14 protein-coding genes are annotated in these 15,625 nt (G+C 57.3%); 5 read left to right on the top strand and 9 right to left on the bottom strand.

The window, feature by feature from the left end; genetic code table 11:
* Nucleotides 1-100 precede the first annotated feature (100 nt).
* From GOW93_RS10590 to GOW93_RS10580, 3 genes are read left to right on the top strand one after another with little or no spacing between them, the layout of a single operon-like run.
* Nucleotides 101-1,330 (top strand): flagellar hook-length control protein FliK, encoded by a 1,230-nt coding sequence (locus GOW93_RS10590; RefSeq protein WP_170383882.1) that lies wholly within the window; start codon nucleotides 101-103, stop codon nucleotides 1,328-1,330.
* Nucleotides 1,331-1,332: 2 nt separating this feature from the next.
* Nucleotides 1,333-1,998: a flagellar hook capping FlgD N-terminal domain-containing protein gene (locus GOW93_RS10585; protein WP_170383880.1), complete on the top strand. Its 666-nt coding sequence runs from the start codon at nucleotides 1,333-1,335 to the stop codon at nucleotides 1,996-1,998.
* 55 nt (nucleotides 1,999-2,053) lie between these two features.
* The gene (locus GOW93_RS10580) at nucleotides 2,054-2,920 is read left to right on the top strand and encodes a phosphotransferase family protein (protein WP_368039661.1); all 867 of its coding nucleotides are present in this window, start codon (nucleotides 2,054-2,056) and stop codon (nucleotides 2,918-2,920) included.
* A gap of 3 nt (nucleotides 2,921-2,923) precedes the next feature.
* Here GOW93_RS10580 and GOW93_RS10575 read toward each other — a convergent pair whose 3' ends face one another.
* From GOW93_RS10575 to GOW93_RS10555, 5 genes are all read right to left on the bottom strand, one after another.
* The gene (locus tag GOW93_RS10575; RefSeq protein ID WP_170383879.1) at nucleotides 2,924-4,225 is read right to left on the bottom strand and encodes an NAD(P)/FAD-dependent oxidoreductase; all 1,302 of its coding nucleotides are present in this window, start codon (nucleotides 4,223-4,225) and stop codon (nucleotides 2,924-2,926) included.
* Complete coding sequence (locus tag GOW93_RS10570) at nucleotides 4,222-5,040, bottom strand: ABC transporter permease (RefSeq protein WP_170383877.1); 819 nt, start codon at nucleotides 5,038-5,040, stop codon at nucleotides 4,222-4,224. The genes GOW93_RS10575 and GOW93_RS10570 overlap by 4 nt, the downstream gene beginning before the upstream one ends.
* A complete protein-coding gene (locus GOW93_RS10565; protein ID WP_170384277.1) occupies nucleotides 5,037-5,927 on the bottom strand; it encodes an ABC transporter permease subunit in 891 nt (296 codons plus the stop codon). The genes GOW93_RS10570 and GOW93_RS10565 overlap by 4 nt, the downstream gene beginning before the upstream one ends.
* Nucleotides 5,927-7,054 (bottom strand): ABC transporter ATP-binding protein, encoded by a 1,128-nt coding sequence (locus GOW93_RS10560; RefSeq protein WP_170383875.1) that lies wholly within the window; start codon nucleotides 7,052-7,054, stop codon nucleotides 5,927-5,929. Before GOW93_RS10560 ends, GOW93_RS10565 begins: the two co-directional genes overlap by 1 nt.
* Nucleotides 7,055-7,123: 69 nt before the next feature.
* Nucleotides 7,124-8,209 carry a polyamine ABC transporter substrate-binding protein gene (locus tag GOW93_RS10555; protein ID WP_170383873.1) on the bottom strand — a complete coding sequence of 362 codons (1,086 nt, stop codon included), beginning with the start codon at nucleotides 8,207-8,209 and terminating at the stop codon, nucleotides 7,124-7,126.
* Nucleotides 8,210-8,350: 141 nt separating this feature from the next.
* Here GOW93_RS10555 and GOW93_RS10550 point away from each other — a divergent pair, with 141 nt between their 5' ends.
* Nucleotides 8,351-9,034: a GntR family transcriptional regulator gene (locus GOW93_RS10550; RefSeq protein WP_170383871.1), complete on the top strand. Its 684-nt coding sequence runs from the start codon at nucleotides 8,351-8,353 to the stop codon at nucleotides 9,032-9,034.
* 75 nt (nucleotides 9,035-9,109) lie between these two features.
* Nucleotides 9,110-10,507, top strand: a complete 1,398-nt coding sequence (locus GOW93_RS10545; protein ID WP_170383869.1) for an aspartate aminotransferase family protein — start codon at nucleotides 9,110-9,112, stop codon at nucleotides 10,505-10,507.
* 108 nt (nucleotides 10,508-10,615) lie between these two features.
* On the opposite strand, the gene GOW93_RS10540 is transcribed toward GOW93_RS10545, so the two are convergent.
* From GOW93_RS10540 to GOW93_RS10525, 4 genes are all read right to left on the bottom strand, one after another.
* Entirely contained in the window at nucleotides 10,616-11,185 is a 570-nt protein-coding gene (locus GOW93_RS10540) for a carboxymuconolactone decarboxylase family protein (RefSeq protein ID WP_170383867.1), read from the bottom strand.
* A 148-nt stretch (nucleotides 11,186-11,333) separates the two neighbouring features.
* The gene (locus GOW93_RS10535) at nucleotides 11,334-12,632 is read right to left on the bottom strand and encodes a lytic murein transglycosylase (protein ID WP_170383865.1); all 1,299 of its coding nucleotides are present in this window, start codon (nucleotides 12,630-12,632) and stop codon (nucleotides 11,334-11,336) included.
* A gap of 108 nt (nucleotides 12,633-12,740) precedes the next feature.
* Entirely contained in the window at nucleotides 12,741-14,999 is a 2,259-nt protein-coding gene (gene rnr / locus GOW93_RS10530; protein WP_170383863.1) for a ribonuclease R, read from the bottom strand.
* Between the two features lie 47 nt (nucleotides 15,000-15,046).
* Entirely contained in the window at nucleotides 15,047-15,622 is a 576-nt protein-coding gene (locus tag GOW93_RS10525) for a TIGR04282 family arsenosugar biosynthesis glycosyltransferase (protein ID WP_170383861.1), read from the bottom strand.
* Nucleotides 15,623-15,625: the final 3 nt, after the last annotated feature.

Below are 15,625 nucleotides of genomic sequence, written 5' to 3'. Positions count from 1 at the left end.
AAATTTACATCGAACTTTCTCGATCAAAGAGGAAAGCAGTTAAAATAAACGTAACTTCCTGCGGGCAGATTTCCGGTCACACAATCGGAGTCGGAGCAAAATGCCCAATCCACTTTCAGTCTTGATGCCTTCGCCAGGCAACACCGCGAAACCTGATGCAGCCCGGCATGGCGCGCATGACGCCATTAGCTCCGCATCTTTTCAAAATATCATGGACCAGGAAACCGACCCGCAATCCGCTGAGTCGGAGACCACGGATCTAGAGGTTCAGCAGCCCGATGCAGAATCAGAACTGGAATTGGTCGGTGTGGAAGGTGAAACCCTGAATACTCCTGACGTGCCGGATGATCAGCCACTTGCTGAATTACGCCCTGTATTGCCGGAACCGGTTCAGAAGCAAATCGCGCAAACGCCGCTCGAAAAACCATTTCCACCACACCCGAATATGCAAACGGGCATCGAAAAGGCCGCTGAGGCACAACCAGATGCCACGAAAAACACAGCAGTGTACGCACTAGAAAGCCCCGCTGAACACACGGAACTTCCAGCCGTTCAGACCCTTGTAGTCAGGTCGGTGCCACTTCAAAAATCTCCGGACACGATGACTGCGTTCCAAAGTTCCCCGAATGGAACGGCAATTCCAAGTTCGCGTTCAAGTGAGGTTCCCGAACTCTCGCCCGTATTTCGACCAGAACGAGATATGCGTAATACCTCTGCCGTACCACCCGTGCAAAACGCAAACCCCATGACGCCCGATCGCGTGTCAACACTCGTGCAGATGCAACTTTTGGCGTCGAAGCAAAGCGACACGCAAACAGAAGCTCTCACTGACTCCATATTGGAAGGAGCCTCGTCCGTCAGAGAGTCCCTATCGACGTCGACCACACGAGATGCGGCACCTGCACCCCAAGTAACAACAGCCACAGCGCGCACTGAAACGGCGCGCGCTGTGGCCAACCAAATAGCGACACTTGTCTCTGCCCGTGGACAGCCCGGCACCATCGAAGTCGCGCTAAACCCCGAAGAACTGGGGCGTGTTTCAATTGTCCTGAACGGCCGCGAGGATGGCCTGCACATGACGATTTTGGCCGAGCGGCCAGAGACGCTGGATATGATGCGCCGCCACCTTTCGGTTCTGGAGACCGAGTTCCAGAACTTTGGACTTGGTGATCTGTCCATTGATCTGGGCACGTCTTCCGACGCACAGCATGACGACTCTGAGACGGGCGAATCCCGCAATTTATCGGATTCACAGCCCGAGCCTGCCCCGGCGGCTGGCCCGTCCATTCCGAAACTCGGCCCGGATGGCCGGATCGACATAAGGCTCTGACCATGATCACTCCGACACAACCCACGACCCAGACAATTTCCCAATCGCAGGGGGTCGCGCCATCACAGGCATCTTCCATCGCATCGGATTTCGACACGTTCTTGCTGTTGATGACCACGCAAGCGCGAAATCAGGACCCCCTAGAGCCGATGGATTCCACGGAATATGCCTCGCAACTGGCCCAGTTCTCGATGGTTGAGCAACAGGTGCAGGCCAATGAGCTACTATCAGAACTGGCGCTATCACTGGGTGGAATAAAGCTGGAGGAGCTCGCCAATTGGATTGGCATGGATGTCCAGACGACCGCTGCCTTCCATTTTGACGGAGAGCCGGTGGCGCTGTCTGCGCAGGCAGCGGCAGCAGCGGATAACGCCGTAATGGTGATCCGGAACAGTACCGGCACCGAGGTGGAACGAGTTTCAGTCCCGGTGACGCAGACCGAGTTTTCCTGGGCCGGAACAGCCAGCGACGGTAGCCCTTTGCCAACGGGCAGTTACTCAGCCACTTTGGAGAGCTATGACAGCGAGGAATTACTATCGGCCCAGCCGGTCGCAGCATTCAATCAGGTAGTCGAAGCTCAGGTTGGGGAGGATACGGTCCTGCTCACTTTGGAAAGTGGCGAGGTTGTTCCAGCAGGAGCGGTGACAGCGGTCCGAACCGGAACTTGATCTGTTGGGCAGGACAGGCCACACCTGTGCAACCTGCGACTCGCTTACTGTACCGGTGACCCCTCTGACTGACCCAACCTGCCCCCCATTGGATCTTGTCGACGACCTGCGCCGTCAGGGCCTAATTACAGCGGACGTGCAATTTCAGACCCTATATGGCGGGCGCACCAACCATGTATGGAAAGTACTTGGGGAAAACGGCGGAAAGGTTTTGAAACTCTACCGCGCCGCTTTGCGCAATCCGCTATTTCGTAATGACGCCGAACTAGAGGCACAATGCCTGTCGATATTGGAACCCGCTGGTTTTGCCCCGCGCCTGCGCGCAGCCGGGCGGCACGAATCCGGCCGATGGGTATTTTACGACCATGCTCCGGGCGCACCGTGGCGCGAGGGGGTAGATGCGGTGGCGCAGCTGTTGCGCAAGTTACACGGGCTGGCGGTGTCAGTGCCCGCGCCCCAAGGATGCAACGGCAGCACGGATCTGGCCCGGCACGGACAAAACATCCTGAACGGCTGCTCATCCCCAGATCGGCATTTGCTGGAACGCCTGAAGCCCAACGAAAAGGTGCCGCCAACCAATCAGACATGCCTGATTCACGGTGATCCAGTCGCCGGGAATATTCTTGTCGCTCCATCGGGATTAACCCTGATTGACTGGCAATGCCCAGCGCTGGGGGACCCGTGCGAGGATCTTGCCCTGTTCCTGTCACCTGCCATGCAGCAGATTTATCGGGGCGCAGCCCTGACCACCATGGAAGAGGATCAGTTCCTGTCGGCCTACGATCATACAGCCACGGTAGATCGTTTTCACTCGTTGCGGCGTTGGTATGCTTGGAGGATGGCAGCTTATTGCCTGTGGCGTGCCGAAAACGGAACCCCGGACTATGCAGCGGGGTTTGAGTTGGAACTGGCGACTTTGTAGCCGTTACATATCCATAAGCACCATCGCCGCATAGGCTGGCGGCAGCAACGCGCGGCGCCAGCGACCAAGCGGGAATCGCCTGGGCTGACTTGCGATTGGTTCTGGAATACCGGCCACCTGTCCCAATACCATCCGGGCCAACGCCTGTCCGCAATAGGTACCCATCGCCACCCCGTTGCCGTGATAGGCAAACCCGGCGAACAGCCCCGGCTGATCCGCTACAGGGCCAACGTAAGGCGTCAAACCCCGCGAAAGACAGACCATTCCGGACCATATATGAGTGACATCGACTGCCGCCCATTCTGGAAACATCCGCCGGAAATCTATCATGGCCTTGCGCCGAATGGCGGCCTCAGCCCGTGGTGAAGAACGTAATCCGCCGCGCATCCCGAATAAGAATCTCCGATCGGGCATAAGGCGGAAATAATGCAATAGGTGGCGGGTATCGTAGCACATCTGCTCCGAGGTCCAGCCCTGTGCTTGAAGTTCCTGTTCAGACAATGGGCGCGTGACCAGAACCGTGGATTGGGCTGGCATGTATCGACCGGCCATCCAGTTCGGAATATCCTCGCTGGAGTAACCGTTTGTGCAGATCAGCACATTCGCCGCTTTGACCCGACCAGCGTTGGTATGAACATCGAACCCGGAATGCGATTTACTGATGCTTTGAACGGCGCTTTGCTGGAACAGCTCAGCACCGGATGATTGGGCGGCTTGGGCGATGCCGAACAAGTATTTTCTGGGGTTCAACGCGAATCCGACGGGATTTGAATATCCACCATGAAACGCGCCCCCCAACCCCAGCGCTGGCAGGTCACCGGGCTCATGAAGCTCTCCCAATGCATCAGCATTGCGACGCAGCTTTTCCATAGCGCGCCGGGTGTGGGCCAGTTGGGTTTCACCCTTCGAATGCACATCCGCATCTATGCCATGGGATTTCAGCAGGTCTGCAACAAGAAGGACCGCATCTTTTTCAGCCCGCTCATAATCTTGCGCTCCGGCCACTCCGAATTGCCTAACCATCGCAGAGTGACTCAGCTTTGACCCGCCCAGACAGCAAAAGCCGCCATTGCGCCCCGAAGCGCCCCAACCTGGTGTCTCTGCCTCAAGCACCGCAACCGAAACCCTGGCCTTAATCAAATGCAGAGCAGCCGAAACCCCGGTAAACCCACCGCCGACAATTGCAACGTCAACGCTCAGATCCCCTTGCAGCACCTGCCAGTCCGGGCTGGCGATCGTCTCATCCCACCAGCAGTTGGCCCTTGGACCGGAGCCATAGGTGTAATCTGGGAAAAGCCGCTTCATTCGGTCTGCGCAGCGGCCAATTCATCTTGCTTTTGCCGCACCATCGCGCGTTTTGTGACCAACGAGGCAGTGATGACTCCCACGGTCACAATCGCGATCATGATTGTGGACAGTGCATTGATCTCGGGGCTGACGCCCAGACGCACGGCCGAGAAAATTTTGATCGGCAAGGTGGTGGCAGACGGACCCGAGGTAAAGGAGGCGATCACCAGATCATCCAGCGACAGGGTGAAGGCCAGCAACCAGCCCGATATCACAGCGGGCGCAATAATCGGCAGGGTCACTAGCCGGAACGCCTGCGCAGGTGAACAGCCCAGATCCAGTGCGGCCTCTTCCAATGACTGGTCAAAAGTCACTAGGCGTGAGGATACGACAACCGAGACAAAGCACATCGAAAAGGTCGTATGCGCCAGAACGATGGTCAGAATACCCCTGTCCAACCCGATACCGATGAACAACAGCAGCAGCGACAATCCGGTGATCACCTCGGGCATCACCAGCGGCGCGTAAATCATGCCGGAAAACAGCGTACGGCCAAAAAACCGCTTGCCGCGTACCAGCACATAGGCCGCTGCGGTGCCCAAGATCGTTGCCAGCGTCGAGGAAAACACTGCAACCCGCACGGTCACCCAAGCTGCATCCAGAAAGGCTTCGTTCTGGACCACTTCGCCATACCACTTGGTCGAAAACCCGGCCCAAACCGTGACAAGCTTGCTTTCGTTAAAGCTGAAGATCACCAGAATGATCATCGGAATGTAAAGGAACGCAAACCCTAGCGTCAGCGAGACAGCGTTGAACCAGCTCATCCTGTTCATTGCTCAGCCTCCGCCTGCTTCTGCTGGTTGCGCTGGAACAGCACAATCGGGATCACCAGGATCAGCAGCAGAACCACCGCTACAGCACTGGCCACAGGCCAGTCACGGTTTGAGAAGAACTCTTCCCACAAAACCTTACCGATCATCAGCGTGCCCGAGCCGCCCAACAGCGAGGGGATCACAAACTCTCCGATCACTGGGATCATGACAAGGAAACAACCCGCAATGATGCCTGGGCGTGACAGTGGGATAGTCACAAGCCAAAACGCCTGAAAACGCGAACAACCCAGATCTTCGGCTGCTTCGATGAGCGAGTCATCCATTCGTTCGAGCGCGGAATAAATCGGCAGGATCATGAAAGGTAGATAGGTATAGACGATGCCGATATAGACCGCTGTATTTGTGTTCAGAATAGTCAGCGGGGTCGAGATGATACCCGTCCACAGCAGGAACTGGTTCAAATAACCTTCGTTCGACAGAATACCCATCCATGCATAGACACGGATCAGGAATGAGGTCCAGAACGGCAGGATTACCAACATCATCAGCGTCGGTCGCCATTCGGTCGGGGCGCGCGCCATGCCATAGGCAATGGGATAGCCCACAAGCAGCGTCAGAAATGTTGAAATCACAGCAATTTTGACGCTGGAGAGGTAGGCCTTCCAATACAAGTCATCCTCGGTCAGCCAGACGTAATTTTCGAAATCGAGCTGGCTGAAGAATTCCTTGATCCCCGCCCATCCCTGCGAGAAATCTAGCGTCGGTGTGTAAGGCGGGATCGACAGCTCGGTATCCGACAAAGAGATTTTCAGAACAATGAAAAACGGCACCAGAAACAGCGCCAGCAGCCAGACATAGGGAACGGCGATTAGAACAGCGCGACGCATCAGTTTGCCAGCAGGACCGCTGCCGTCGCTGTCCACGACAGCCAGACCGGGTCTTCCCATGTGAATGATCGGCGCGAGATTCGACGCGTATTGGCCGTTTGCGCCTTGATGATCGTGCCGTTTGGTAGCTCGACGTGATAGGTGGACATGTTGCCCAGATAGGCGATGTCATGCACCTTGCCCTGCACCGCGTTGATCGCGTCCGCCGGACGATCTGCCGAGATCGTCACTTTCTCGGGCCGGATGGCCAGATGACAGGACTGACCATTTGAAAACCCGTTGGCCGAGGTTGCCGTCAACGGCGCCTGTCCTTCGGCCCAGTCGATCTGATAGGTTTCCTCCCCATTGGCCGAAGCCCGGCCCTCGATTATGTTCACGTCGCCAATGAAGTCCGCAACATAGACCGAGTTCGGATTTTCATAGATTCGATCTGGTGTCGACACCTGCATCAACTTGCCTTGATCCATCACAGCCACGCGGCTGGCGACAGTCATTGCCTCTTCCTGATCGTGTGTGACGATTACGAAAGTGGTGCCGGTCTTCTCCTGAATGTCCATCAGTTCAAACTGCGTGTCCTGTCGCAGTTTCTTGTCCAGCGCACCCAGGGGTTCGTCCAGCAGCAGCAGCTTCGGCGCCTTAGCCAAAGACCGCGCCAGCGCCACGCGTTGCCTCTGACCGCCTGAGATCTGATGCGGCTTGCGTCGGGCGAATTGCTCGAGCCGGGTCAGGCGCAACATCTCTTCAACACGGTTTTCAAGATCGTGCTTGGCCATGTTGTCTCGACGCAGGCCGAAAGCGATATTGTCCCAAATGCTTAGGTGAGGGAACAACGCGTAGGATTGGAACATCATGTTCACCGCCCGCTTGTTTGGCGGGATCGGGTCGATGTCCTGACCGCCCAAGATGATGTGTCCTTCAGTCGGGGTCTCGAACCCGGCCAGCATCCGCATCATGGTGGTTTTGCCGCAGCCAGACGGCCCCAGCAAGGCAAAGAATTCTTTTTCGAAGATATCCAGAGACAGGTTGTCGATGGCCGTGAAGGCACCAAATCGCTTGGTGACATTCTGGAACTGGATCAAAGGTTTCGCCTGCGGGTCATCCCACGGCGCAAAGACGTCAGAGTTCAAAACGGCCCCCGTTCGACAATCTGGAAAAAGGAGCAAGGCGGACGAACCGCCTTGCGCAGACAGATAGTATCAGGTGCCCGACTTGATCTTGGTCCACATACGCGTCACAACGCGCTGAGTCTTCTGCGGGTAGGGCCCTTTGACGTAGGTATTGTTCATCGCGTCCTCTGACGGGTAGATTGCCGGATCGCCGATCACGTCCTCAGCCAGGAACTCTTGTGCGGCCTTGTTCCCATTTGCATAGTAAACATAGTTGGACGCCGCAGCCATATTTTGCGGTTCCAGCATGAAGTTGATGAACTTGTGTGCGCCCTCGGGGTTCGGCGCATCCGCCGGGATGGCCAGTTGATCGAACCACATCTGCGAGCCTTCTTTGAACGCGTTATAGGCGATTTCAATCCCGTTATCGGCCTCAGCCGCGCGGTCTCGTGCCTGCAAGACGTCACCCGAGAAACCTACCGCAACGCAAATGTCGCCGTTCGCCAGTGCGTTAATGTATTCCGAGCTGTGAAACTTTGCGACATACGGGCGTACCGCGGCAAAGACATCCTCAGCTTTGGCAATTTCATCCTTGTCATCAGAGTTGGGGTCTAAACCTGCATACACCATTGCAGCAGGCACCATTTCGTCAGGTGCATCAAGGAAGTGGACACCACACGCTGCCAACTTCTCCATATTTACTGGATTGAAAATCAACTCCATCGAGTCGATTGGCGCGTCTTCACCAAGAATTTCCGTGACCTTGGCAACATTCACGCCCAGACCTGTGGTGCCCCACATGTAATTCACTGAATGCTTGTTGCCCGCGTCGAATTGGGCAACACGCTCAGCGATCACGTCCCACGCGTTACCGATGTTGGACAATTGCGAAGAATCCAGTTCCTGATAAACCCCGGCTTCGATCTGGCGTTTCATGAAGCTGCCCGTGGGCACCACCACATCATAGCCCGATCCGCCTGCGAGCAGTTTTGTCTCCAGAACCTCGTTGCTGTCGAACACGTCATAGATCAGCGTCAGGCCGGTTTCCTCTTCGAATTTGGCAAGCAGGTCCTCATCAATGTAGTCGGACCAGTTGTACACGCGCACCTCTTCGGCGAAGGCCGCCGAAGTCCCCAATGCGATGATCGCCGTCAGCGTCAGCGTTTTCAGTTTCATTTTTCTTCTCCCTGCAACTGTACGGGTATTTTCCCGTTTTTTTGGATTTGATCAAGTTTTGCGTTTTCCCTCGATCTGGCGTATGGTTCCACGACGTCAGAAACCTGACAAGTCAACATCAGTGGAAACAGGGCAAATCAATTGGATTTGATCAAAAATATTGCATCCGACTCGAAATCAGAGACCGAAAAAAAACCTGCACATGAGCAGGTGTACCAGACCCTAAAAGCACAGATCATGTTTGGTGATCTGGTACCCGGACAGCCCGTCACGATACAGGGTCTGACTGATTCGCTGGGGGTTGGCATGACCCCCGTACGAGAAGCGATTCGCCGCCTGATCTCGGACGGGGCACTGGTATTTCAAGGCAACCGCAGGGTCAGCGTGCCCCTTTTGTCATCAGGTGACGTCGAGCAGATGATCTTCGCCAGATTATCAATAGAATCAGAACTTTCCAGACGTGCAACAACAAATATGAACCACTCGGATATCGACCATCTGGAACGTATCGACCAGCGGTTGGACCGCACCATCGCCGACGGGGACGTCAGCGGATACCTGCATCTGAACCACACGTTCCACGAAACGCTGTATTCCCACGCAGGCGCTCCGATCCTAAGCGATTTGGCCGAGCGGCTTTGGCTGAGATTCGGCCCGTCTTTACGCGTGGTTTGTGGCCGATTTGGAACTCAGAGCCTACCGGACCGTCATAAGGATATCATCGTCGCGCTGCGCGCGCAGGACGCCGATGGGGCTGCAAAAGCCACGGCTCAGGACATCGAACAAGGTATGGAACTGATGGCCGGTGCGTTGACTGACGACTGAGTTCGATCGATTCGATTGACAGAAAAAAATTTGATCATATTGTGAGTCCCAATCGCTCTTTCAGGAGATTTTCGGATGTCCACCATCACAAATCACATGCCCACCGCCGAATTGCAGGCGCTGGATGCCGCCCATCACATTCACCCGTTCTCGGCCAATGGCTCACTGGGTGAGGAAGGTGCGCGCGTCATCACCCGCGCCAACGGCGTTTACCTGACCGATAGCGAGGGCGAAGAGATTCTGGACGCCATGGCAGGTCTTTGGTGCGTTAACATCGGCTATGGCCGGGATGAGCTGTCCGAGGTTGCCGCCCGCCAGATGCGTGAACTGCCCTATTACAACACCTTCTTCAAAACCACCCACGTGCCTGCGATCGCTCTGGCCGCCAAGATTGCTGAACTTGCGCCGGGCGATCTGAACCACGTCTTCTTCGCCGGAAGCGGGTCCGAGGCGAACGACACCAATATCCGCCTGGTGCGCACCTATTGGGCCGAAAAAGGCCAACCCGACAAGAATATCATCATCAGCCGCCACAATGCTTATCACGGCTCGTCTGTGGGTTCGGCTTCGCTGGGTGGTATGGCCGGGATGCATGCGCAAGGCGGCATTCCGATCCCGAATATCCACCACATCAACCAGCCAAACTGGTGGGCCGAGGGCGGCGATACAACGCCCGAGGATTTCGGCCTGGCCCGCGCACGCGAACTGGAAGAGGCCATTCTGGAACTGGGCGAAGACCGCGTTGCGGCCTTTATCGCAGAACCAGTTCAGGGGGCCGGTGGCGTGATCGTCGCGCCGGACACCTACTGGCCCGAGGTTCAGCGCATCTGCGACAAGTACGATATCCTGCTGATCGCGGACGAGGTGATTTGCGGCTTTGGCCGTACCGGTAACTGGTTTGGTTCGGAAACCGTTGGCATCAAGCCGGATATCATGACCATCGCCAAAGGGCTTAGTTCGGGCTACGCGCCCATTGGCGCCTCAATAGTGAATGATGAGATTGCCGAAGTCATCGGCGGGACCGAGTTCAACCACGGCTACACCTATTCAGGCCACCCGGTCGCCGCCGCCGTGGCACTGGAAAATCTGCGCATCCTCGAAGAGGAGAAGATCGTCGAGCACGTCCGGGACGTGGCCGGACCCTACCTGAAACAGAAGTGGGAGGCTTTGGCCGACCACCCGCTGGTTGGTGAGGCCAAGATTGTCGGCATGATGGCCTCGATCGCGCTGACGCCGGATAAAACCAGCCGCGCCAAATTCGCGTCCGAGCCTGGCACCATCGGTTATATCTGCCGCGACCGCTGCTTTGCCAACAACCTGATCATGCGCCACGTGGGTGACCGGATGATCATCTCACCGCCACTGATCTTGACGCCAGCGGATATCGACGAGATGTTCGTGCGGATTTACAAGTCGCTGGACGAAGCACAGGCTGAGATCATTGCGCAAGGGTTGATGAAGGCGGCCTCATAAGGCCGGCACACCAAACCATCATAAGGCAATAGGGCAGCTCAAGATGGCCGCCCTACTGTTGAAACGTCACTTTGTTGAACCGTTAAATGACCAATGCGTCACTGAGTTTTAGACGTCTAAGCCGTTTGCACGACCGAAATCCGTGTAAAATGACTCACTGCGAAACTCTGCAAGCTTTTCTTCGTCAAGTTCGGAAGAAGCACTGCCAACTCGGGTAATTCCCGTCCCCTCTACGAGGCGATTCACCAAATTGAAAACGCCGCAGACCTGTATCGCATCGAAGAGTGCGCTTTCTGACCATCCTGCGCCATAAACGGCTTTTGCGTCTTCCTCGGTTAATTGGGAAGGTGTTTCTGTGAGCTTAGCGACATAAGATAGGATGGGCTTGAACCGTTGATCGACAGGTGCTGAATGAAGGTCCTGCATGAGCGCTTCGATCAATTTAGGATCAATGCCATAGGCGCGGGCGAATACAGCGTGGGCACCGTGACAATAGGAGCAGGCGTTAAGCCCCGAAACATAGGCGGCGATCAACTCGCGCTCAGAAAAGGAAAGGTCACTTGGGCCCCGCATCACGAGGCTTTCATATTCACACCATGGAGCGAGCTTGTCTGGAAACAAACGGAATACGCTGCCAAGTGTCGCGCCCTTAGAAAGAGATGGGAACAGCCGCTTCATTTTGCACCGCAACACCTTGATGTGACAACAATCTTCACGATCATCGTCACTGTTGAATGGGAATAGTGTACCAATATTCCTCAATTATGGGAACGACCAGTGCGTTACGCGTTACGGCCCCCGGGGAATTCATCACCGCGCAAGTATCTTATCGCAACCGCTCCAACAGCTTCAAACTGGCATAGCCATCCGGCAGCAATCCCCGCGCTAGCTGATACGCCCTTACCGCGTTGGTTGTATTTGGCCCGGTACGACCGTCGATGCCTTGTGTATCAAACCCGGCCTCTGTCAGGCGGGTTTGCAGTTCCTTTTTCTCAGTGAAACTCAGCACACGGTCACCGCGCGGCCAACTGGCCTGAAACGGGGCACGCCCGGCCAATCGGTCGGACAGGTGGCCGATGCCAATCACATAAGCATCGGCGCCGTTGTATTTCTCGATCACGCCAAAATTGTCGAAGACCATCAGCGCTACACCCTGCCCTCCGGCAGGCAACAGAATGGCGGCCTGCCCATGGTCTGACACCGGCTTACCGTCACGTCCGACCACGCCACGCGCGGCCCAATCTGAAGGCATCAAAGTGAATTCGCGTTTGGCAGTGGCATAGTCGAACCCTTCAGGTAGGCGCACCTCGACCCCCCAGGGTTGCCCCTTGATCCAGCCGTGACGCGCCAGGTAGGCGGCAGCCGAGGCCAGCGCATCGCTCGGATCATCAGACCAGATATCGCGTCGCCCGTCGCCGTCGAAGTCCACCGCGTGATCCAGATACGAGGTCGGCATGAACTGCGTGTGGCCCATTGCGCCCGCCCAGCTGCCAATCATGTCGCCGGGGCTGACATCTCCGACCTGAACGATCTGCAGCGCGGCGATCAGCTGGGTTTCAAAGAACTTTGCCCGCCGTGCGTCAAAGGCCAATGTGGCCAAAGATCGAATGGTATGATCGCTGCCACGGAACGTCCCGAAGGCAGTCTCGAGCCCCCAAATTGCCGCGACAACCTCTTTTTCGACGCCATATTGCGCTTCGATCCGGGTCAGGGTTGCGTGGTGGCGCTCAAGTCCCGCGCGACCGTTCGATATCCGCGTGTCCGAGACGGCAGAATCCAGATACTCCCAGATCGGCTTTGAGAACTCGGCCTGATTACGGTCACGCTCGATGATCTTCTTGTCATAGGTCAGGCCGGCCAGCGCCCGATCCAGAGTCGCAGGTGAAATACCCCGCTGCATCGCGCGCTTACGAAACGCCCCCAGCCACGCCTGAAAACGCGCATTTCCTTCGGTTGACACCCGATACTCCTTAACTGGAGGCCGCAAAACCGGTCGGATCGATACCATTACATCGGCCGAAGCCAGCTGAAAGGTCTGCGACCCATCTGCTGAATTGAGGGATTCCGCCTGCACAATGGATGCCCATAATGCAGCGGCTATGATGCCACTTGCGCATTTACGCATTCCGATATTCCTGATGACTGCTCGCCCTCAGGGTAGCGCATAATCGGAAATTCTCAAAGCATCTAAACCGTGATCCCACGCAATTGCGAACAGATCGGCGTTTCGCCGCTATCTCTGGCGGCGCTTGCGTTCGACCTTGCGCTTGATCGTGTCCTTTTTGCGCCTGGTGCTGACCGCCTTGCGCCGTGTGGGCCGTCCCCTTGATCCACGCCCCCGCGGCAGGGCCTGATCATCAATTGACAGCAGCTCCAATTCCAACCCGCCAGTTACCGGTGTTGCCTCGGTCAGGCGCACGGTGACACGCTGGCCGATGGCGATGATCAGGCCCGTGTCCGAGCCCATCAGCGTTCCGGCCTCGCGGTCGAAATGAAAGAACTCGCGTCCCAGCGAGCGCACGGGTACTAACCCATCCGCGCCAGTTTCGTCCATCTTCACAAAGGCGCCGAACCGAGCAATGCCGCTGATGCGACCTGAGAATTCATTGCCTACCCGCTCGCTCAGATACGCGGCCAAATAGCGGTCGGTTGTGTCACGCTCGGCCATCATCGAGCGGCGCTCGGTGTCCGAAATATGGGTGGCGGTTTCATCGAGCCGCGCGATCTCATCCTCGGTCAACCCATCCTTGCCCCAACCATGCGCCGAGATCAGCGCCCGGTGCACGATCAGGTCGGCATAGCGGCGGATGGGTGAAGTGAAATGCGCATAGTTGCGCAGCGCCAGTCCGAAATGCCCGAAATTCTCGGGGTTGTAATAGGCCTGCGCCATCGACCGCAATGTGGTGAGGTTGATCAGCTCCGCATCTTCAGTTCCAGCAGCGGCGTTCAGTAGCGCGTTTAGGTGACGGGTTTGCAGCACCTGCCCTTTGGCAAGGTTCAGCCCCGCGGCCTGAGCAGTTTCCCGCAAGCTTTCCAGTTTCTCGGGTGCGGGTTCTTCATGCACGCGGAAAAGCAGCGGGCGGCGCTTGGCGATCAGGGTTTCGGCGGCAGCGACATTGGCGAGGATCATGAATTCCTCGATCAGCTTGTGCGCATCCAACCGGTCACGGAAGGCCACGCTGGTCACCTCGCCCGCGTCGCTTAGGACAATCTTGCGTTCTGGCAGGTCCAGTTCCAAAGGCTGCCGCGCGGCACGGGCCTGTTTCAGCGCGGCGTAAGCGGCGTAAAGCGGTTTCAGCACCGGCTCCAACAAAGGTCCGGTGCGGTCGTTGGGATTGCCGTCGACGGCTTCCTGTACCTCAGCATAGTGCAAAGACGCAGCAGACCGCATCAGGCCCCGCACAAAGCGGTGACCAACCTTGTTGCCATCCGCGTCGATTTGCATCCGCACAGCGATACAGGCGCGTGGGACGCCCTCGTGCAGAGAACACAAATCGCCCGACAGACGGTCGGGCAACATCGGCACAACACGGTCAGGGAAATAGCTGGAGTTGCCCCGTTTACGCGCCTCACGATCCAGTGCCGTGCCCGGTTGCACATAGGCGGCGACGTCGGCAATGGCGACCCAGATCACATGGCCACCGGGATTTTTCGGGTCGTCATCCGCATGCGCGTAACAAGCGTCGTCATGATCCCGCGCGTCCGAGGGGTCGATGGTCAGCAGCGGCATGTCCCGTAGGTCTTCGCGCCCTTTCAGACCGACGGGTTTGGCCTTATCCGCCTCGGCGATTACCTTATCGGGGAAATCGTCGGGAATTCCATGCTGATGGATCGCGATCAGCGAGACAGCCTTGGGCGCCGAGGGGTCGCCCAGACGTTCCACGATACGCGCACGGGGCAGGCCCATGCGGTTCTTGGGTCCAGCCTGTTCGGCCTCGACCAATTCACCATCCTTGGCGCCCAGCACCGCGCCATCGTGGACCAGCCATTCAGTCTGACCTGTTTTGTCGATGGGAACGATCCGCCCGCCCTCGGCCCCTTTGCGGAAGATGCCAACAATCTTGCGCGGGTTGGTCCCGATGCGGCGGATCAGGCGGGCTTCGTAGTTGTGGTCCTCTTCATGCACCACGGTCAGGCGGGCCAGAATGCGGTCACCCTCACCCAGCGCAGGATCACTGGCGCGGGCAACGATCAGCACGATCGGTTCAACTCCCTCGCCATGCCACTCTAGAGGTCGCGCGAACAGGTCGCCATCCTCGTTCGGGGCCTTCACCTGCAGCACGCTGACGGGTGGCAAACGATCCGGATCGCGATAGCTGCGCTTGCGCTTTTCCAGATGGCCTTCGGCCTCAAGTTCTTTGAGGATACGCTTCAGGTCGATCCGGTCCGCGCCCTTGATACCAAAGGCTTTGGCGATGTCGCGTTTCGAAGTCAGGGTGGGGTTCGCCGAGATCCAGTCAAGGACCTCCTGCTTGGTGGGAATGCGAGTCATGATTCCGGCCTAGCACGGCGGTGCGACGGCGTCATGGCTAAAAAAGATCAGGGTTTCAGATCGGCAACCGTATCCACATCGCGCAGTTGGTCCAACAGCGCCACCCGGCAATCAGGGATCGAGGTCAGCGTATCCGTCAATGCATGTTCCGTCGACCAGCGCACATCACTGAACAGATTGGACGGCAGAGCGCTGTAACGCTGGGCGCCAACCAGCCAATATCCACCGTCTGGCGCGGGGCCAAATACCATCTGCGCCTGTCCCAGTACCCCAAACGCCTGCGCGATGTGCCCTCTGGTGATGCCGGGAATATCCGCACCGATCAGACAGACCGGACCTTTTGGCATTCCACGCAGCATCCGACCCATCCGGTCGCCCAGGTCACCATGCCCTTGCGCCGCGCGGGGCAGATCAACCGGCCAAATACGGCTGGTCAGCCCCTCTCGATCTGGCGAAACCGCAAGCACGATCTGCCAGCGCGGATCGCGCAACCGACGGATCAGCGACCGGGTCTGGTGCCGGAACCACCACGCCGCGCCAACCATACCAATGTCGCGTCCCAAACGCGTTTTCACACGGCCCGGACGTGGCTCTTTCACCATTATGACCAGAGTGCGCTGCATGGA

Source organism: Ruegeria atlantica (assembly GCF_013032455.1).
Taxonomy (GTDB): Bacteria; Pseudomonadota; Alphaproteobacteria; order Rhodobacterales; family Rhodobacteraceae; genus Ruegeria; species Ruegeria atlantica_B.
Note: the sequence above shows the minus strand (reverse complement) of the source record. Positions and strands in the feature narration are given on the sequence as shown.

What these genes read in the sequence shown, in the direction of transcription:
- GOW93_RS10590 (WP_170383882.1), top strand. Translation starts at nt 101, where the DNA reads ATGCCCAATCCACTTTCAGTCTTGATGCCTTCGCCAGGCAACACCGCG.
- GOW93_RS10585 (WP_170383880.1), top strand. Translation starts at nt 1,333, where the DNA reads ATGATCACTCCGACACAACCCACGACCCAGACAATTTCCCAATCGCAG.
- GOW93_RS10575 (WP_170383879.1), bottom strand. Translation starts at nt 4,225, where the DNA reads ATGAAGCGGCTTTTCCCAGATTACACCTATGGCTCCGGTCCAAGGGCC.
- GOW93_RS10570 (WP_170383877.1), bottom strand. Translation starts at nt 5,040, where the DNA reads ATGAACAGGATGAGCTGGTTCAACGCTGTCTCGCTGACGCTAGGGTTT.
- GOW93_RS10565 (WP_170384277.1), bottom strand. Translation starts at nt 5,927, where the DNA reads ATGCGTCGCGCTGTTCTAATCGCCGTTCCCTATGTCTGGCTGCTGGCG.
- GOW93_RS10555 (WP_170383873.1), bottom strand. Translation starts at nt 8,209, where the DNA reads ATGAAACTGAAAACGCTGACGCTGACGGCGATCATCGCATTGGGGACT.
- GOW93_RS10545 (WP_170383869.1), top strand. Translation starts at nt 9,110, where the DNA reads ATGTCCACCATCACAAATCACATGCCCACCGCCGAATTGCAGGCGCTG.
- GOW93_RS10540 (WP_170383867.1), bottom strand. Translation starts at nt 11,185, where the DNA reads ATGAAGCGGCTGTTCCCATCTCTTTCTAAGGGCGCGACACTTGGCAGC.
- GOW93_RS10535 (WP_170383865.1), bottom strand. Translation starts at nt 12,632, where the DNA reads ATGCGTAAATGCGCAAGTGGCATCATAGCCGCTGCATTATGGGCATCC.
- rnr (WP_170383863.1), bottom strand. Translation starts at nt 14,999, where the DNA reads ATGACTCGCATTCCCACCAAGCAGGAGGTCCTTGACTGGATCTCGGCG.
- GOW93_RS10525 (WP_170383861.1), bottom strand. Translation starts at nt 15,622, where the DNA reads ATGCAGCGCACTCTGGTCATAATGGTGAAAGAGCCACGTCCGGGCCGT.